Below are 14,489 nucleotides of genomic sequence, written 5' to 3' on the forward strand. Positions count from 1 at the left end.
CACCGAGAAGGAGCAGTCCGGGCCGCCGCGCCGTGCCGCCCTGGCCCGGCTCACCGACGACTGGCTGACCGGCCTCTTCACCGCCGCCAGGCCGCCACGAGGGGTGGCGCTCGTCGCCGTCGGCGGCTACGGGCGCGGCGAACTCTCCCCGCGCAGCGACCTCGACCTGCTCCTGCTGCACGACGGCAGCGCCGACGCGGGCGCCGTCGCCACGCTCGCCGACCGGATCTGGTACCCGGTCTGGGACCTGGGCCTCTCCCTGGACCACTCCGTCCGCACCCCCGCCGAGGCCCTGAAGACGGCCGGGGACGACCTCAAGGTCCACCTCGGCCTCCTCGACGCCCGGCCCGTCGCCGGCGACCTCGGACTCGTCGCCGCGCTGCGGACCGCTGTCCTCGCCGACTGGCGCAACCAGGCCCCCAAGCGCCTCCCCGAACTCGACGCCCTCTGCCGCGAGCGCGCCGAGCGGATGGGGGAGCTCCAGTTCCTCCTCGAACCCGACCTGAAGGAGGCCAGGGGAGGGCTCCGTGACGCCCAGGTGCTGCGCGCCGTGGCCGCCTCCTGGATCGCCGACGCGCCCCGCGAGGGCCTGGACGGCGCCCGCCGCCGCCTCCTCGACACCCGCGACGCGCTGCACCTCGCCACCGGCCGGGCAACCGACCGGCTCGCCCTCCAGGAGCAGGACGCCGTCGCCGAGGAGCTGGGCCTCCTCGACGCCGACACCCTGCTGCGCGAGGTCTACGAAGCGGCGCGGATCATCGCGTACGCCGGTGACGTCACCTGGCGCGAGGTCAACCGGGTCCTGAAGGCCCGCTCCGCCCGCCCCCGCTTCCGCGGCCTCCTCGGCGGCCGCTCCGGCCGTACGGGCGGAGCGAAGCCGCCGATCGAGCGCACCCCGCTCGCCGAGGGCGTCGTGGAGATGGACGGCGAGGCCGTCCTCGCCCTCAGCGCCAAACCCGACCGCGACCCGGTGCTCCCGCTGCGCGCCGCCGCCGCGGCCGCCCAGTCCGGCCTTCCGCTCTCCCTGCACGCCGTACGCCGCCTGGCCGCCGGCGCCGCCCCGCTCCCCGTGCCCTGGCCCGCCGAGGCGCGCGAGGAGCTGGTCACCCTGCTCGGCGCGGGGGAGTCCACCGTGCCCGTCTGGGAGGCCCTGGAGGCCGAAGGCCTCGTCTCCCGGCTGCTGCCCGACTGGGAGCGGGTCCGCTGCCGGCCCCAGCGCAACCCCGTCCACACCTGGACCGTCGACCGGCACCTCGTGGAGACCGCCGTCCGCGCCTCCTCGCTGACCCGCCGGGTCGGCCGGCCCGACCTGCTGCTCGTCGCCGCCCTGCTGCACGACATCGGCAAGGGCTGGCCCGGCGACCACTCCGTGGCCGGGGAGACCATCGCCCGCGACGTCGCCGCCCGGATCGGCTTCGACCCCGCCGACGTGACCGTCCTCGCCACCGTCGTACGCCACCACCTGCTGCTCGTCGAGACCGCCACCCGGCGCGACCTGGACGACCCCGCGACCGTACGGTCCGTGGCCGCCGCCGTCCGGACACCGGGCGCGCTCGAACTGCTCCACGCCCTCACCGAGGCCGACGCGCTCGCCACCGGACCCGCCGCCTGGTCCACCTGGCGCGCCTCCCTCGTCGCCGACCTCGTCAAACGCGTCGGGGCCGTCCTCGCGGGCGAGCCCGCCCCTGAGCCCGAACCGGCCGCGCCCAGCGCCGAACAGGAACGCCTCGCCATCGAGGCGCTGCGCACCGGGGAGCCGGTCCTCGCCCTGCACACCCAGCCGGAGGCCGCCCCCGAGGACGGCGCGCCGGAGCCGGTCGGTGTCGAGCTACTCATGGCCCTGCCCGACCAGCCCGGCGTCCTGCCCGCCGCGGCCGGCGTCCTCGCCCTGCACCGCCTGACCGTGCGCGCCGCCGACCTGCGCGCCGTCGAGCTCCCCACCGAGCTCGGCCCCGGCGCCGTCCTGGTCCTGAACTGGCGGGTCGCCGCCGCGTACGGCTCCCTGCCGCAGGCCACCCGGCTCCGCGCCGACCTCGTCCGCGCCCTCGACGGCAGCCTCGACATCCCCGCCCGCCTCGCCGAACGTGACGCCGCACACCCGAGGCGGCGCGGGGTCACGGCCCCGCCGCCCCGGGTCACCGTCGCGGCGGCCGGCTCCCGGCTCGCGACCGTCATCGAGGTCCGCGCCCAGGACGCCCCAGGCCTGCTGCACCGGATCGGCCGGGCCCTGGAGGGCGCCGACGTCCGGGTCAGGAGCGCGCACGTCTCGACGCTGGGCGCGAACGCCGTGGACACGCTGTACGTGACCCGTCCCGACGGCTCCCTCCTCTCCGACGAGGAGGCCGCCGACCTGGCGAAGGCCCTGGAGGGGGCGCTGCGGTGATCCGTGACGCAAGGGCGCCCCGGTCGTTGAGCACTGTGTGCTCCCCGCGCGAGCGGGGGTGACCCACAGGTCAGGGACCGGGCCGCCGGTGCCGATGCCTTCTCCCCGTACGCGCGGGGGTGTGCCCCCGCCCGCCGGATCTGAAGGGCGGGGGCACTTACTTCGGCCGGGCAGATACCCTTGAGGGCAATCCGTCCGCCTGCCCCCGACACCGAGGATCCGCGACCGCCGTGTTCGATACCCTCTCCGACCGCCTCGCAGCGACATTCAAGAACCTCCGGGGCAAGGGCCGCCTGTCCGAGGCGGACATCGACGCCACCGCGCGCGAGATCCGTATCGCCCTGCTCGAGGCGGACGTCGCCCTGCCCGTCGTCCGGGCGTTCATCCGACAGGTCAAGGAGCGGGCCACCGGCGCCGAGGTCTCCCAGGCGCTGAACCCCGCCCAGCAGGTCATCAAGATCGTCAACGAGGAGCTCATCGGCATCCTCGGCGGCGAGACCCGGCGGCTGCGCTTCGCCAAGACCGCGCCGACCGTGATCATGCTCGCCGGTCTCCAGGGTGCCGGTAAGACCACCCTCGCCGGAAAGCTCGGTCTCTGGCTCAAGAGCCAGGGTCACTCCCCGCTGCTCGTCGCCTGTGACCTCCAGCGCCCCAACGCCGTCACCCAGCTCGGCGTCGTCGCCGAGCGCGCGGGCGTGGCGTTCTACGGCCCGCAGCCGGGCAACGGCGTCGGCGACCCGGTCCAGGTCGCGAAGGACTCGATCGAGTACGCGCGGACCAAGATGTACGACGTCGTGATCGTCGACACCGCCGGCCGCCTCGGCATCGACCAGGAGCTGATGCAGCAGGCCGCGGACATCCGCGACGCCGTCAGCCCCGACGAGGTCCTCTTCGTCGTCGACGCCATGATCGGTCAGGACGCGGTCAACACCGCCGAGGCCTTCCGGGACGGCGTCGGCTTCGACGGCGTCGTGCTCTCCAAGCTCGACGGCGACGCCCGAGGCGGTGCCGCGCTCTCCATCGCGCACGTCACCGGCCGCCAGATCATGTTCGCCTCCAACGGCGAGAAGCTGGACGAGTTCGACGCGTTCCACCCGGACCGCATGGCGTCCCGCATCCTCGGCATGGGCGACATGCTCTCCCTGATCGAGAAGGCCGAGCAGACCTTCAGCCAGGAAGAGGCCGCCAAGATGGCCTCCAAGCTGGCGTCCAAGAAGGGCCAGGACTTCACGCTCGACGACTTCCTGGCCCAGATGGAACAGGTCCGCAAGATGGGCTCCATCTCCAAGCTGCTCGGGATGCTCCCCGGCATGGCGCAGATGAAGGAGCAGATCAACAACATCGACGAGCGGGACGTCGACCGCACGGCCGCGATCATCAAGTCGATGACCCCGGGCGAGCGCCAGGACCCGACCCTCATCAACGGCTCCCGCCGCGCCCGTATCGCCAAGGGCTCCGGCGTCGAGGTCAGCGCGGTGAAGGGGCTCGTCGAGCGGTTCTTCGAGGCCCGCAAGATGATGTCCCGCATGGCCCAGGGCGGCGGCATGCCGGGCATGCCCGGGATGCCTGGCATGGGCGGCGGCCCCGGTCGGCAGAAGAAGCAGGTCAAGCAGGCCAAGGGCAAGCGCAAGAGCGGCAACCCGATGAAGCGCAAGGCCGAGGAGGAGGCCGCCCAGGCCCGCCGCGACGAGGCGCAGCAGGGCGGCGCGTTCGGCCTCCCGGCGGCCGGCCAGGGCGCGGGCGACTTCGAGCTGCCGGACGAGTTCAAGAAGTTCATGGGCTGACGCTCTTCGAGCCGATGCTTTTCGACTCGTATGTGATTCGAGTCGTACGTGAAGGGGCCCGGGCGGTGCGAAACCGCCCCGGGCCCCTTTTCACTCCTCCACGCCGCCCGAAATGCCGGGATTGGCGGCCCTCTCGATACTGAAGGCCGGGCCTGACGTCGGTATGAGGAGAGCAGCGTGCCCAACTCCGTACCCCCGCGCGACCGGACCGACCAGCCCTGGCGCTCGGAAGGGGCGCCGCCACCCCCGCCGGCGAAGAAGAAGATGCCCGGCGGCTGGGGCGGCCTCATCCTCACCGCCCTCGTCGTCTATCTGCTCGCCAACCTCGTGCTGTCGTTCTTCAACCGGGGCGACGAGCCGACGATCTCGTACACCGAGTTCAGCAAGCAGGTGAACGCCGGCAACGTCACCAAGATCTACTCCAAGGGCGACGCCATCCAGGGCGAGCTGAAGAACAAACAGGCGCTGCCCAACGGGGACAAGGGTGACTACAGCAAGTTCGTCACCCAGCGGCCCGCGTTCGCCGACGACAACCTCTGGGGCGAACTGACTTCGAAGGGCGTCACCGTCACCGCCGAGCCGGTCGTCCAGGAGCGCAGCTTCCTCGCCAACCTGCTGATCTCGCTCGCGCCGATGCTGCTCCTCGTCGTCCTGTGGATCTTCATCGCCCGCCGGATGAGTTCCGGGATGGGCGGCGCGGGCGGCATGCTCGGCCGCAAGGCGCCGCCCAAGCCGGTGGAGCTGGTGGCGGGGGAGCAGCGCACCACCTTCGAGGACGTGGCCGGCATCGACGAGGTCGAGGGCGAGCTCAACGATGTCGTCGACTTTCTGAAGAACCCCTCCGCCTACCGCGACATGGGCGCCAGGATGCCGCGCGGCGTGCTCCTCGCCGGTCCGCCCGGCACCGGCAAGACCCTGCTCGCGCGGGCGGTCGCGGGCGAGGCGGGGGTGCCGTTCTTCTCCGCCTCGGCATCGGAGTTCATCGAGATGATCGTCGGCGTCGGCGCCTCGCGGGTACGGGAACTCTTCGCCGAGGCCCGCAAGGTGGCCCCGGCGATCATCTTCATCGACGAGATCGACACCATCGGCCGGGCGCGCGGCGGCGGCTCGGGCATGGGCGGCCACGACGAGCGCGAGCAGACGCTCAACCAGATCCTGACCGAGATGGACGGCTTCACCGGCTCCGAGGGCGTCATCGTGCTCGCCGCCACCAACCGCGCCGACGTCCTCGACCCGGCGCTGACCCGGCCAGGCCGCTTCGACCGGATCGTGCACGTCAACCCGCCCGACCGCGGGGGCCGCGAGGCGATCCTCCGGATCCACACCCGGGACATCCCGCTCTCCCCGGACGTCGACCTGGTCCAGGTCGCCCGGACGACCCCGGGGATGACCGGCGCCGAACTGGCCAACCTCGCCAACGAGGCCGCCCTCCTCGCCGTCAAGCGGCGCCAGAAGGAGGTGACCCGGTCCGACCTGTCCGACGCCCTGGAGAAGGTCCAGCTCGGCGCTGAACGGCCGCTGGTGATGCCGGAGGAGGAGCGGCGCCGGACCGCGTACCACGAGAGCGGCCACGCCCTGCTCGGCATGCTCCAGCCGGGCGCCGACCCGGTCCGCAAGATCACCATCGTCCCGCGCGGCCGGGCCCTCGGCGTCACGCTCTCGACGCCGGACGCCGACAAGTACGCGTACACGGAGGAGTACCTGCGGGGCCGGATCATCGGCGCGCTCGGCGGGATGGCCGCCGAACAGGTCGTCTACGGGGTCGTGACCACCGGCTCCGAGAGCGACCTGGAGCAGGTCACCAACATCGCGCGCGGCATGGCAGGCCGCTGGGGCATGAGCGAACGCGTCGGCCGCCTCACCGCCATCCCCGGCGACGTCCAGCAGGCGTACGGCCTCTCCGCGGCCCCCGCGACCCTCGACATGGTCGCGGAGGAGATGCGCCGCATCGTCGACGAGTGCTACGAGAGCGCGATCCGCCAACTCCGCGAGAACCGCGACAAACTCGACGCCCTCGCGACCGCCCTCCTGGCCGAGGAGACCCTGGAGGAGGAAGCCGCGTACCGCGCGGCGGGCATCACGCGCCTGACGAAGGAGGGCTAGGGGGTGTCCCCCTAGGGCCTCTCGGCGCCTACGGCACCCTGGCGATCTGGTACCGGAAGACGTTCGGCATCCAGACCGTGCCGTCGCGGCGGACGTACGGGTGCAGGGCCTCCGCGATCTCCTTCTCGACCTGGGACGGGTCCGTCGCGCGGACCGCCGCGTCGAAGTCGCCCGTCGACATCAGGCCCCGTACCGCGCTGTCCTGGTCCGCGTAGCCGAACGGGCACGACACCCGCCCCGAGCCGTCGGGCTTCAGACCGGCGCGCGCCACCACGTCCTCCAGGTCCTCGCCGAAGCCCGGCCTGTTCCCCGCGAGCCGCGCGGCGACCCGCAGGACGGACGAGGTCGCGCACCGCTCCGGCGGCCCCCAGCCCGCCAGCACGACCGCCGCGCCGGGTTGGGCCAAAGGGGTGACGGCTGCGAGCGTCCGCCCCAGACCGGTCGAGGTGTGGAACGCCGTCACGAGGTCGTACGGAGTACGGGACGGGTCGCCCGCGTCCGCCGGCTCGCCCTCCACCAGAGCGTGCCCCGCACCCTCCGGCATCCGCTCCCGGGCCAGCTCCACGCGCGCGTGGTCCCGGTCCACGCCGGTCACCCGCGCCCCGCGCGAGGCGGCCATCAGCAGCGCGAGTCCCGAGCCGCAGCCGAGCCCCAGGACCCGGCAGCCGGGGCCCACGTCGAGCCGGTCGTACACCGCCTCGTAGAGCGGTACGAGCATGCGTTCCTGGATCTCGGCCCAGTCACGCGCGGGGTGGTGCGGGACGAGCGTAGGTGTCATGGAAAGCGCCCCAATCAGTTGCCTGGTCGACAGCCCCCGTGTACGTGCGCCCGCATCCCCCCGTATGTCAGGGAACTGCCGATCCGTGCCCGCGTCCAGTGCTCGCGCCGGACCACTTCCGCCGTCCGGGTGGGGCCGGTGCGCCGACTTGACCCACGACCCGGTACTGTCCCTGCGTCGACCCCAGGGGCGCGCAGGAGGTCTCTCCGCGCGCCGGGGCGTATGCGCCGCTACGCACCAGCTTGCAGCGGGCTGTCGCGACTTCTCCGCAGATCTGCGCACTGACCCTCGTCCGGACGCATCAATGCCAACTGACGGGTACGTGCAAAATATTTGGGATGCCCCGGAATGGAACCCGGGGGCGAGTCGGCTCGTTGTACGCGACGTGAGCACGACACCACCTGTTCTCGCCGCAGAGCTGGCACAGGCGTGGGCCGACATTCAGCGGCACCACCCCGAACTGCCGGATCTTGCCGCGCCCGAGTCCCTGATCGGAGAGTCCTCGTCCGCCTGCGGCGCCGAACTCTCCTTCGAACGACTGCTCCACGAGGCAGTCCACGGCATCGCCGCCGCCCGAGGAGTCCGCGACACCTCACGCGCCGGCCGCTACCACAACCGCAGATTCCTCGCGATCGCCGAGGAGATGGGCCTGGACCACCCCGAGGAACCGCACGCCAGCAGCGGCTTCTCACTGGTCACGCTCAACCCCGAGGCGAAGCGGCGGTACCGGCCCACGATCGAGCGGCTCCAGCGCGCCCTCAAGGCCCACACCGTCGCGACGGCCGCGGACACCAAGCGCTCCTTCCGCGGCCCCGCCGCCCGTCACGGCTCCTCCGGCGGCGGCGTGCGCGTGAAGGCCGTCTGCGACTGCGGACGGAACGTGCGCGTGGTCCCCTCGGTGCTCGCCCAGGCGCCCATCGTCTGCGGCGGCTGCGGCAAGCCCTTCCGCATCCCGGAAACAGCGGGCGTGGCGGGCTGACCCCCGACCCGGCCGGGTCGGGGGCGCCACGGTCGTGTGGCACAATGGCTAGCTGTACTCGACAGTCGCATAGGACCCCTCTCTCCTCCGGCTGACGCGTCCATCGGGCACCCGAGTACCGCAACCCCACGTGGCATCTCATGTGCCCAACCACGTCAAGACCAGGAGACACCACTCCAGTGGCAGTCAAGATCAAGCTCAAGCGCCTCGGCAAGATTCGCCAGCCGCACTACCGCATCGTCGTCGCCGACTCCCGCACCCGCCGGGACGGTCGTGCGATCGAGGAGATCGGTCTGTACCACCCGACGTACAACCCGTCGAAGATCGAGGTTGACGCGGACCGCGCGCAGTACTGGCTGTCCGTCGGCGCCCAGCCGACCGAGGCCGTCCTCGCCATCCTGAAGCTCACCGGCGACTGGCAGAAGCACAAGGGCCTGCCGGCCCCGGCGCCGCTGCTGCAGCCGGCGACCAAGGAGGACAAGCGCGCGTCCTTCGACGTGTTCGCCAAGACCCTCGAGGGTGACGACGCCAAGGGTGAGGCCATCACCCCGAAGGCGAAGAAGGCCGACAAGAAGGCGGACGAGGCCGACGCGGCCGCGTCCACCGAGTCGACCGAGGCCTGAGCATGCTCGAGGAGGCTCTCGAGCACCTCGTGAAGGGCATCGTCGACAACCCCGACGACGTGCAGGTCGCCTCGCGCAACCTGCGTCGCGGGCGCGTGCTGGAGGTCCGGGTGCACCCCGACGACCTCGGCAAGGTGATCGGCCGTAACGGCCGCACCGCGCGTGCCCTGCGTACCGTCGTGGGCGCGATCGGCGGCCGTGGCATCCGGGTCGACCTCGTCGACGTGGACCAGGTCCGCTGAGCAAGTTGGACACACCGGCACGGGCCGGGGAGGGCCTTCGGGTCCGCCCCGGCCCGTCGTCGTCGGATCAGGAGAGAATGAAGACGTGCAGCTGGTAGTCGCGCGGGTCGGCCGCGCCCACGGCATCAAGGGCGAGGTCACCGTCGAGGTACGGACCGACGAGCCCGAGCTGAGGCTCAGTCCCGGAGCGGTCCTGTTCACCGATCCGGCCACCGCGGGCCCCCTGACCATCGAGACCGGGCGCGTGCACAGCGGTCGCCTGCTGCTCCGCTTCGAGGGCGTACGCGACCGCACCGGGGCCGAGGCGCTCCGTAACACCCTGCTCATCGCCGAGGTCGACCCCGACGAGCTCCCGGCGGAGGAGGACGAGTACTACGACCACCAGCTCATGGACCTGGACGTCGTGCTCACCGACGGCACCGAGATCGGCCGGATCACGGAGATCTCGCACCTGCCGTCCCAGGACCTCTTCATCGTCGAGCGGCCCGACGGCACCGAGCTGATGATCCCGTTCGTCGAGAACATCGTCACCGAGATCGACCTGGAGCAGCAGCGCGCCGTCATCGACCCGCCGCCCGGGCTCATCGACGACCGCGCCGAGATCGTCTCCTCCCGCGAGGACGAGGACGAGGACGCGTCCTGATGCGGCTCGACGTCGTCACGATCTTCCCCGAGTACCTGGAGCCGCTGAACGTCTCCCTGGTCGGCAAGGCACGCGCGCGTGGACAGCTCGACGTCCACGTCCACGACCTGCGGGAGTGGACCTACGACCGGCACAACACGGTCGACGACACCCCCTACGGCGGCGGCCCCGGCATGGTCATGAAGACCGAGCCCTGGGGCGAGGCCCTCGACCAGACCCTCGCCGACGGCTTCGAGGCGGGCGCCCACGGCCCCGTCCTCGTCGTCCCCACCCCCAGCGGACGCCCCTTCACCCAGGAACTCGCCGTCGAGCTCTCCGAGCGTCCATGGCTGATTTTCACGCCCGCCCGCTACGAGGGCATCGACCGCCGGGTCATGGACGAGTACGCCACCCGGATGCCGGTCTACGAGGTCTCCATCGGCGACTACGTGCTGGCCGGCGGGGAGGCCGCCGTCCTGGTGGTCACCGAGGCCGTGGCGCGGCTGCTGCCCGGCGTCCTCGGCAACGCCGAGTCCCACCGCGACGACTCCTTCGCCCCCGGCGCCATGGCCAACCTCCTCGAGGGCCCCGTCTACACCAAGCCCCCCGAGTGGCGCGGCCGCGGCATCCCCGACGTGCTCGTCAGCGGGCACCACGGGAAGATCGCGCGCTGGCGCCGCGACGAGGCCTTCCGGCGTACGGCGCTCAACCGGCCCGACCTGATCGAGCGCTGCGACCCCGCCGCCTTCGACAAGAAGGACCGCGAGATCCTCTCCATGATGGGCTGGGCCCCCGAGCCCGGCGGCCGATTTTGGCGCAGGCCCGAGGCCGTGGAAGAATAGGCCGCTGTTGTGTGCCCGACGAGCGCCCCTGCCACAGGGGGACGACGCCCGCCCGGTGCGCACGACGCTCCATCTCCTCTTCGAACGTTCCGCTGATGACCTGTGGCATCAGCGAGGAAAGAGACCACCATGGCCTCCCTGCTCGACTCGGTCAACGCGGCTTCGCTCCGCACCGACCTCCCCGCCTTCCGCCCCGGCGACACCGTGAACGTCCACGTGCGCGTCATCGAAGGCAACCGCTCGCGTATCCAGCAGTTCAAGGGTGTCGTCATCCGCCGTCAGGGCTCTGGCGTCAGCGAGTCCTTCACGGTCCGCAAGGTCTCGTTCTCCGTCGGCGTCGAGCGCACCTTCCCGGTGAACAGCCCGATCTTCGAGAAGATCGAGCTCGTCTCCCGCGGTGACGTCCGTCGCGCCAAGCTCTACTACCTGCGTGAGCTGCGCGGCAAGGCTGCCAAGATCAAGGAGAAGCGCGACCGCTGAGCTCCGGCTCACCGATCGCGCGGGGCTTCGGAACACTGACTCTCAGGGCGGCCGGATAGGCTCTGCCCCCGATGGACACCGAAGCACAGCACACGGAGCGCGACCGCTCCTCCGGCATGGAGGAGCGGTCGCGCTCCGCGCGTATGTCCGGGCCGGACGGGCAACCGGTGGAGCCCGTGGCGCCTGTCGACGGGCCCGCCGAGCCTGACGAGCGGCCTGGGGTCGCCGAGCGTTTCGGCGTGTCCTGGCGGCGCACAGGGGTCATCGGCGCCCTCTGCGTCGTCTTCGTGCTGCTCCTGAGCCACTTCGTGCTGCAGCCCTTCCTGATCCCCAGCCGCTCGATGGAGCCGACGCTCCAGGTCGGGGACCGGATCCTGGTGAACAAGCTGGCGTACCGTTTCGGCGACCAGCCCCGCCGGGGCGACGTGGTCGTCTTCGACGGCACCGGCTCCTTCGTCCAGCAGGCCCCCGAGGAGAACCCGGTCACCGGGCTCCTGCGCGGCGCGGCGGCGGCCCTCGGGCTCGCCGAACCCGCCGAGACGGACTTCGTGAAGCGGGTCGTGGGCGTTGGCGGCGACCGCGTCGTCTGCTGCGACAAGAACGGCCGGCTGACCGTCAACGGCGTGCCCGTCGAGGAGTGGTACGTCCAGCTGGGTGACGCGCCCTCCAAGGTTCCTTTCGACATCGTGGTGCCACAGGGCACCCTGTGGGTGATGGGCGACCACCGCAGCCAGTCGAGCGACTCCCGCGACCACCTCGGTCAGCCGGGCGGCGGCATGGTGCCCGTCGAGCGGGTGATCGGGCGCGCGGACTGGATCGGCTGGCCCTTCGGCCGCTGGTCTGGGGTGCCCGAGACCGGTGCCTTCGACTCCGTACCGGCCCCCGCGGCGGGCGGCCATGGGTAACCGCGGCAGGGCGGCCGGCGGGCACCGCGCCGACACACGGCTGCCCACCGGCACACGGCCCACGGAAGGCGGCCGTCCGATGCCCGGGCGCGCGGAGCGGCGCAGGCTCGCCCGCAAGGTCAAGCGGCGGCGGCAGCGTTCGGCGATCAAGGAGATCCCGCTCCTGATCACTGTCGCCGTGCTGATCGCGCTCGTCCTGAAGACCTTCCTCGTCCAGGCCTTCGTCATCCCGTCCGGCTCGATGGAACAGACGATCCGGATCGACGACCGGGTCGTGGTCGACAAGCTCACGCCCTGGTTCGGCGCCACGCCCGCGCGCGGCGACGTCGTCGTCTTCAAGGACCCCGGCAACTGGCTCCAGGACGCCCCGCCGCCCGCCGACGACCCCGTCGGCGTCAAGCAGGTCAAGCAGGCCCTGACGTTCATCGGGCTGCTGCCGTCGGCCGACGACCAGGACCTGATCAAGCGGGTGGTGGCGGTCGGCGGCGACACCGTCGCCTGCTGTGGCGCGGACGGGAAGGTCACGGTCAACGGCGTGCCGTTGGAGGAACCGTATCTGCATCCGGGGAACGCGCCTTCGAAGATCAAGTTCCAGGTGAAGGTGCCCGAGGGCCGGATCTTCGTCCTGGGCGACCACCGCTCGGACTCCGCCGACTCGCGCTACCACCTGGACGAGAAGGACCGGGGGACGATCTCCGTGGACGACGTCGTCGGCCGGGCGGTCGGCATCGTCTGGCCGGTGGGCCACTGGCGCCGCCTGGAGGAGCCGGACACGTTCGCGGCCGTACCGGACGGTCGTTCGGGCGCTGTGTCCGCGAGCGGCGTGTCGCATAGTGTGTCCTCGCGGAATCTGAACGGATTGCCCTGGCTCCCGACTCCTGCGGAACTCCCGCTCGTTATGGGAGTGGTGGGCCTGTCCCTGTTCTGGGGCAGGCATATGCACGGACTGAGGAGTGGATGTGGGGGATGTGGCCGTCGGCGCACGATCCGGACACGACGAGCCCGAGGAGAGGCCCGAGCAGCTCGCCGAGTCGTCGGTGGCCATGAGGGATGACTCCAGCGGCGGGCGCGACGCCGACCCCGCCGACCGCTCCGGCGACTCGGACGGTACGGGTGACGGCGGGCAGGACGACGAGGGAGCCGTCGCTCAACGGAAGCCGCGATCCTTCTGGAAGGAACTGCCGCTGCTGATCGGCATCGCCCTGGTGCTCGCCCTGCTGATCAAGACGTTCCTGGTGCAGGCGTTCTCGATCCCCTCCGACTCGATGATGAACACGCTGCAGCGCGGCGACCGGGTCCTGGTCGACAAGCTGACCCCGTGGTTCGGCTCGGAGCCGGAGCGCGGCGAGGTCGTCGTCTTCCACGACCCGGGCGGCTGGCTCGAGGGCGAGCCCACGCCGGACCCGAACGTGCTCCAGGAGTTCCTCTCCTTCATCGGCCTGATGCCCTCGGCCGAGGAGAAGGACCTGATCAAGCGGGTCATCGCGGTGGGTGGCGACACGGTCTCCTGCAAGGAGGGCGGCAAGGTCATCCTCAACGGCAAGACCCTGGACGAGACCTCGTACATCTACCCCGGTTCCTCGCCCTGCGGCGACAAGCCCTTCGGGCCGCTCACCGTCCCCAAGGGCAGCATCTGGGTCATGGGCGACAACCGGCAGAACTCGCTGGACTCCCGCTACCACCAGAACCTGGCGGGCGGCGGCACCGTCCCGAACGACCAGGTCGTCGGCCGCGCGGTCTTCGTGGCCTGGCCGGTCACCCGCTGGGCGACGCTGCCCGTGCCGGAGACCTTCGACCAGCCGGGGCTCAACAAGGCGCTGGCGGTGGCCCCGGGTGCGGCCGGTCTGGCGGGCGTCGGCCTGGTGGGCGCGCTGCCGCTGGTCCTGTGGCGAAGGAAGAGGCTCGCCACTCGGCATACCGCCGAGTAGTGACGCGCGGGTAGGGTGCCGTCCCGGATCGTCGTACCGACCTTCGAGGCGGGGAGCGCTGGGATGAGCGGAACCATACGTACGGAAGGCGGCCGCGGCCGCCTCGGCAGTGTTCTGTCGGGGCTGGTCGTGGCCGTCGGCTGTGTGCTCTTCCTCGGTGGGTTCGTCTGGGGGGCCGTGCTCTACCAGCCGTACAGCGTGCCCACCGACTCGATGACCCCGGCGCTCGCCGTCGGCTCCAAGGTCCTCGCCGAGCGGATCGACGGGGACGAGGTACGGCGCGGCGACATCGTGATCTTCGACGACCCGCTCTGGGGCGGCTCGACCATGGTGAAGCGGGTCGTCGGCGTCGGCGGTGACACGGTCGCCTGCTGCGACAAGGACGGCCGGCTCACGATCGACGGCAAGCCGGTCGTGGAGCCGTACACGCGGCCCGGCGCCCCCGCCTCGGGGCAGGAGTTCTCGGCGACCGTGCCCGAGGGGAAGCTCTTCCTCCTCGGCGACGAGCGGCACAACTCCCTGGACTCCCGGACGCACCTGGAGGAGGCCGGCCAGGGCTCCGTACCGCGCTCGGCGGTCACCGCCCGGGTCGACGCCGTCGCCTGGCCCGACGCGGCCCTCGTGGAGCGCCCCGCGGGCTTCGCGGCGCTGCCGGGCGGGGTCTCCGTCCCCGGGCCCGTGGAGCCGCTCTTCTACGCGATCGTCGGCGGGTGTGTACTGATCCTGGGCGGGGCGGCGTACGGGCCGGTCGCGCGGCTCGCGGGCCGCCGCCAGGGTGGCCGGGCGAAGGGCAGAGAGACGGTGGACGCGTGACGGGTGC

Annotated in this window: 14 protein-coding genes; 13 read left to right on the plus strand and 1 reads right to left on the minus strand. The window is 71.9% G+C overall.

What is annotated here, in order from left to right:
- The 3 genes from ACFWRO_RS31915 to ftsH all read left to right on the plus strand — a co-directional run.
- Window positions 1-2,383: [protein-PII] uridylyltransferase (locus ACFWRO_RS31915; protein ID WP_384516478.1), on the plus strand; the 2,383-nt coding region annotated here is incomplete at its 5' end.
- Between the two features lie 230 nt (window positions 2,384-2,613).
- Entirely contained in the window at window positions 2,614-4,167 is a 1,554-nt protein-coding gene (ffh, locus tag ACFWRO_RS31920; RefSeq protein ID WP_384516481.1) for a signal recognition particle protein, read from the plus strand.
- A 177-nt stretch (window positions 4,168-4,344) separates the two neighbouring features.
- Window positions 4,345-6,270: an ATP-dependent zinc metalloprotease FtsH gene (gene ftsH / locus ACFWRO_RS31925; protein ID WP_384516484.1), complete on the plus strand. Its 1,926-nt coding sequence runs from the start codon at window positions 4,345-4,347 to the stop codon at window positions 6,268-6,270.
- Window positions 6,271-6,298: 28 nt separating this feature from the next.
- Here the strand turns inward: ftsH and ACFWRO_RS31930 are convergent, their stop codons facing one another.
- Complete coding sequence (locus tag ACFWRO_RS31930) at window positions 6,299-7,048, minus strand: class I SAM-dependent methyltransferase (protein ID WP_384516487.1); 750 nt, start codon at window positions 7,046-7,048, stop codon at window positions 6,299-6,301.
- 385 nt (window positions 7,049-7,433) lie between these two features.
- Here ACFWRO_RS31930 and ACFWRO_RS31935 point away from each other — a divergent pair, with 385 nt between their 5' ends.
- The 10 genes from ACFWRO_RS31935 to lepB (ACFWRO_RS31980) all read left to right on the plus strand — a co-directional run bounded on the left by ACFWRO_RS31935 (window position 7,434) and on the right by lepB (ACFWRO_RS31980) (window position 14,482).
- Window positions 7,434-8,027 (plus strand): hypothetical protein, encoded by a 594-nt coding sequence (locus ACFWRO_RS31935; RefSeq protein ID WP_362003401.1) that lies wholly within the window; start codon window positions 7,434-7,436, stop codon window positions 8,025-8,027.
- Window positions 8,028-8,206: 179 nt separating this feature from the next.
- On the plus strand, window positions 8,207-8,650 hold the full coding sequence (gene rpsP / locus ACFWRO_RS31940) for a 30S ribosomal protein S16 (RefSeq protein WP_384516490.1): 444 nt from the start codon (window positions 8,207-8,209) through the stop codon (window positions 8,648-8,650).
- Between the two features lie 2 nt (window positions 8,651-8,652).
- Complete coding sequence (locus ACFWRO_RS31945) at window positions 8,653-8,892, plus strand: RNA-binding protein (protein WP_005311361.1); 240 nt, start codon at window positions 8,653-8,655, stop codon at window positions 8,890-8,892.
- 85 nt (window positions 8,893-8,977) lie between these two features.
- Window positions 8,978-9,535: a ribosome maturation factor RimM gene (gene rimM, locus ACFWRO_RS31950; protein ID WP_384516493.1), complete on the plus strand. Its 558-nt coding sequence runs from the start codon at window positions 8,978-8,980 to the stop codon at window positions 9,533-9,535.
- A complete protein-coding gene (trmD, locus tag ACFWRO_RS31955) occupies window positions 9,535-10,356 on the plus strand; it encodes a tRNA (guanosine(37)-N1)-methyltransferase TrmD (RefSeq protein ID WP_384516496.1) in 822 nt (273 codons plus the stop codon). The genes rimM and trmD overlap by 1 nt, the downstream gene beginning before the upstream one ends.
- Before the next feature lie 129 nt (window positions 10,357-10,485).
- Window positions 10,486-10,836, plus strand: coding sequence for a 50S ribosomal protein L19 (rplS, locus tag ACFWRO_RS31960; protein WP_384516498.1), 351 nt, complete (start codon window positions 10,486-10,488; stop codon window positions 10,834-10,836).
- A 71-nt stretch (window positions 10,837-10,907) separates the two neighbouring features.
- Entirely contained in the window at window positions 10,908-11,741 is an 834-nt protein-coding gene (gene lepB / locus ACFWRO_RS31965; RefSeq protein ID WP_384516500.1) for a signal peptidase I, read from the plus strand.
- Window positions 11,734-12,795 carry a signal peptidase I gene (lepB, locus tag ACFWRO_RS31970; RefSeq protein ID WP_384516503.1) on the plus strand — a complete coding sequence of 354 codons (1,062 nt, stop codon included), beginning with the start codon at window positions 11,734-11,736 and terminating at the stop codon, window positions 12,793-12,795. The genes lepB (ACFWRO_RS31965) and lepB (ACFWRO_RS31970) overlap by 8 nt, the downstream gene beginning before the upstream one ends.
- Entirely contained in the window at window positions 12,710-13,669 is a 960-nt protein-coding gene (gene lepB / locus ACFWRO_RS31975; RefSeq protein ID WP_384516582.1) for a signal peptidase I, read from the plus strand. Before lepB (ACFWRO_RS31970) ends, lepB (ACFWRO_RS31975) begins: the two co-directional genes overlap by 86 nt.
- Window positions 13,670-13,732: 63 nt before the next feature.
- On the plus strand, window positions 13,733-14,482 hold the full coding sequence (lepB, locus tag ACFWRO_RS31980) for a signal peptidase I (protein WP_384516505.1): 750 nt from the start codon (window positions 13,733-13,735) through the stop codon (window positions 14,480-14,482).
- The last annotated feature ends 7 nt before the right edge of the window (window positions 14,483-14,489 follow it).

The sequence above is a fragment of the Streptomyces sp. NPDC058579 genome (assembly GCF_042718575.1).
Classification (GTDB): Bacteria; Actinomycetota; Actinomycetes; order Streptomycetales; family Streptomycetaceae; genus Streptomyces.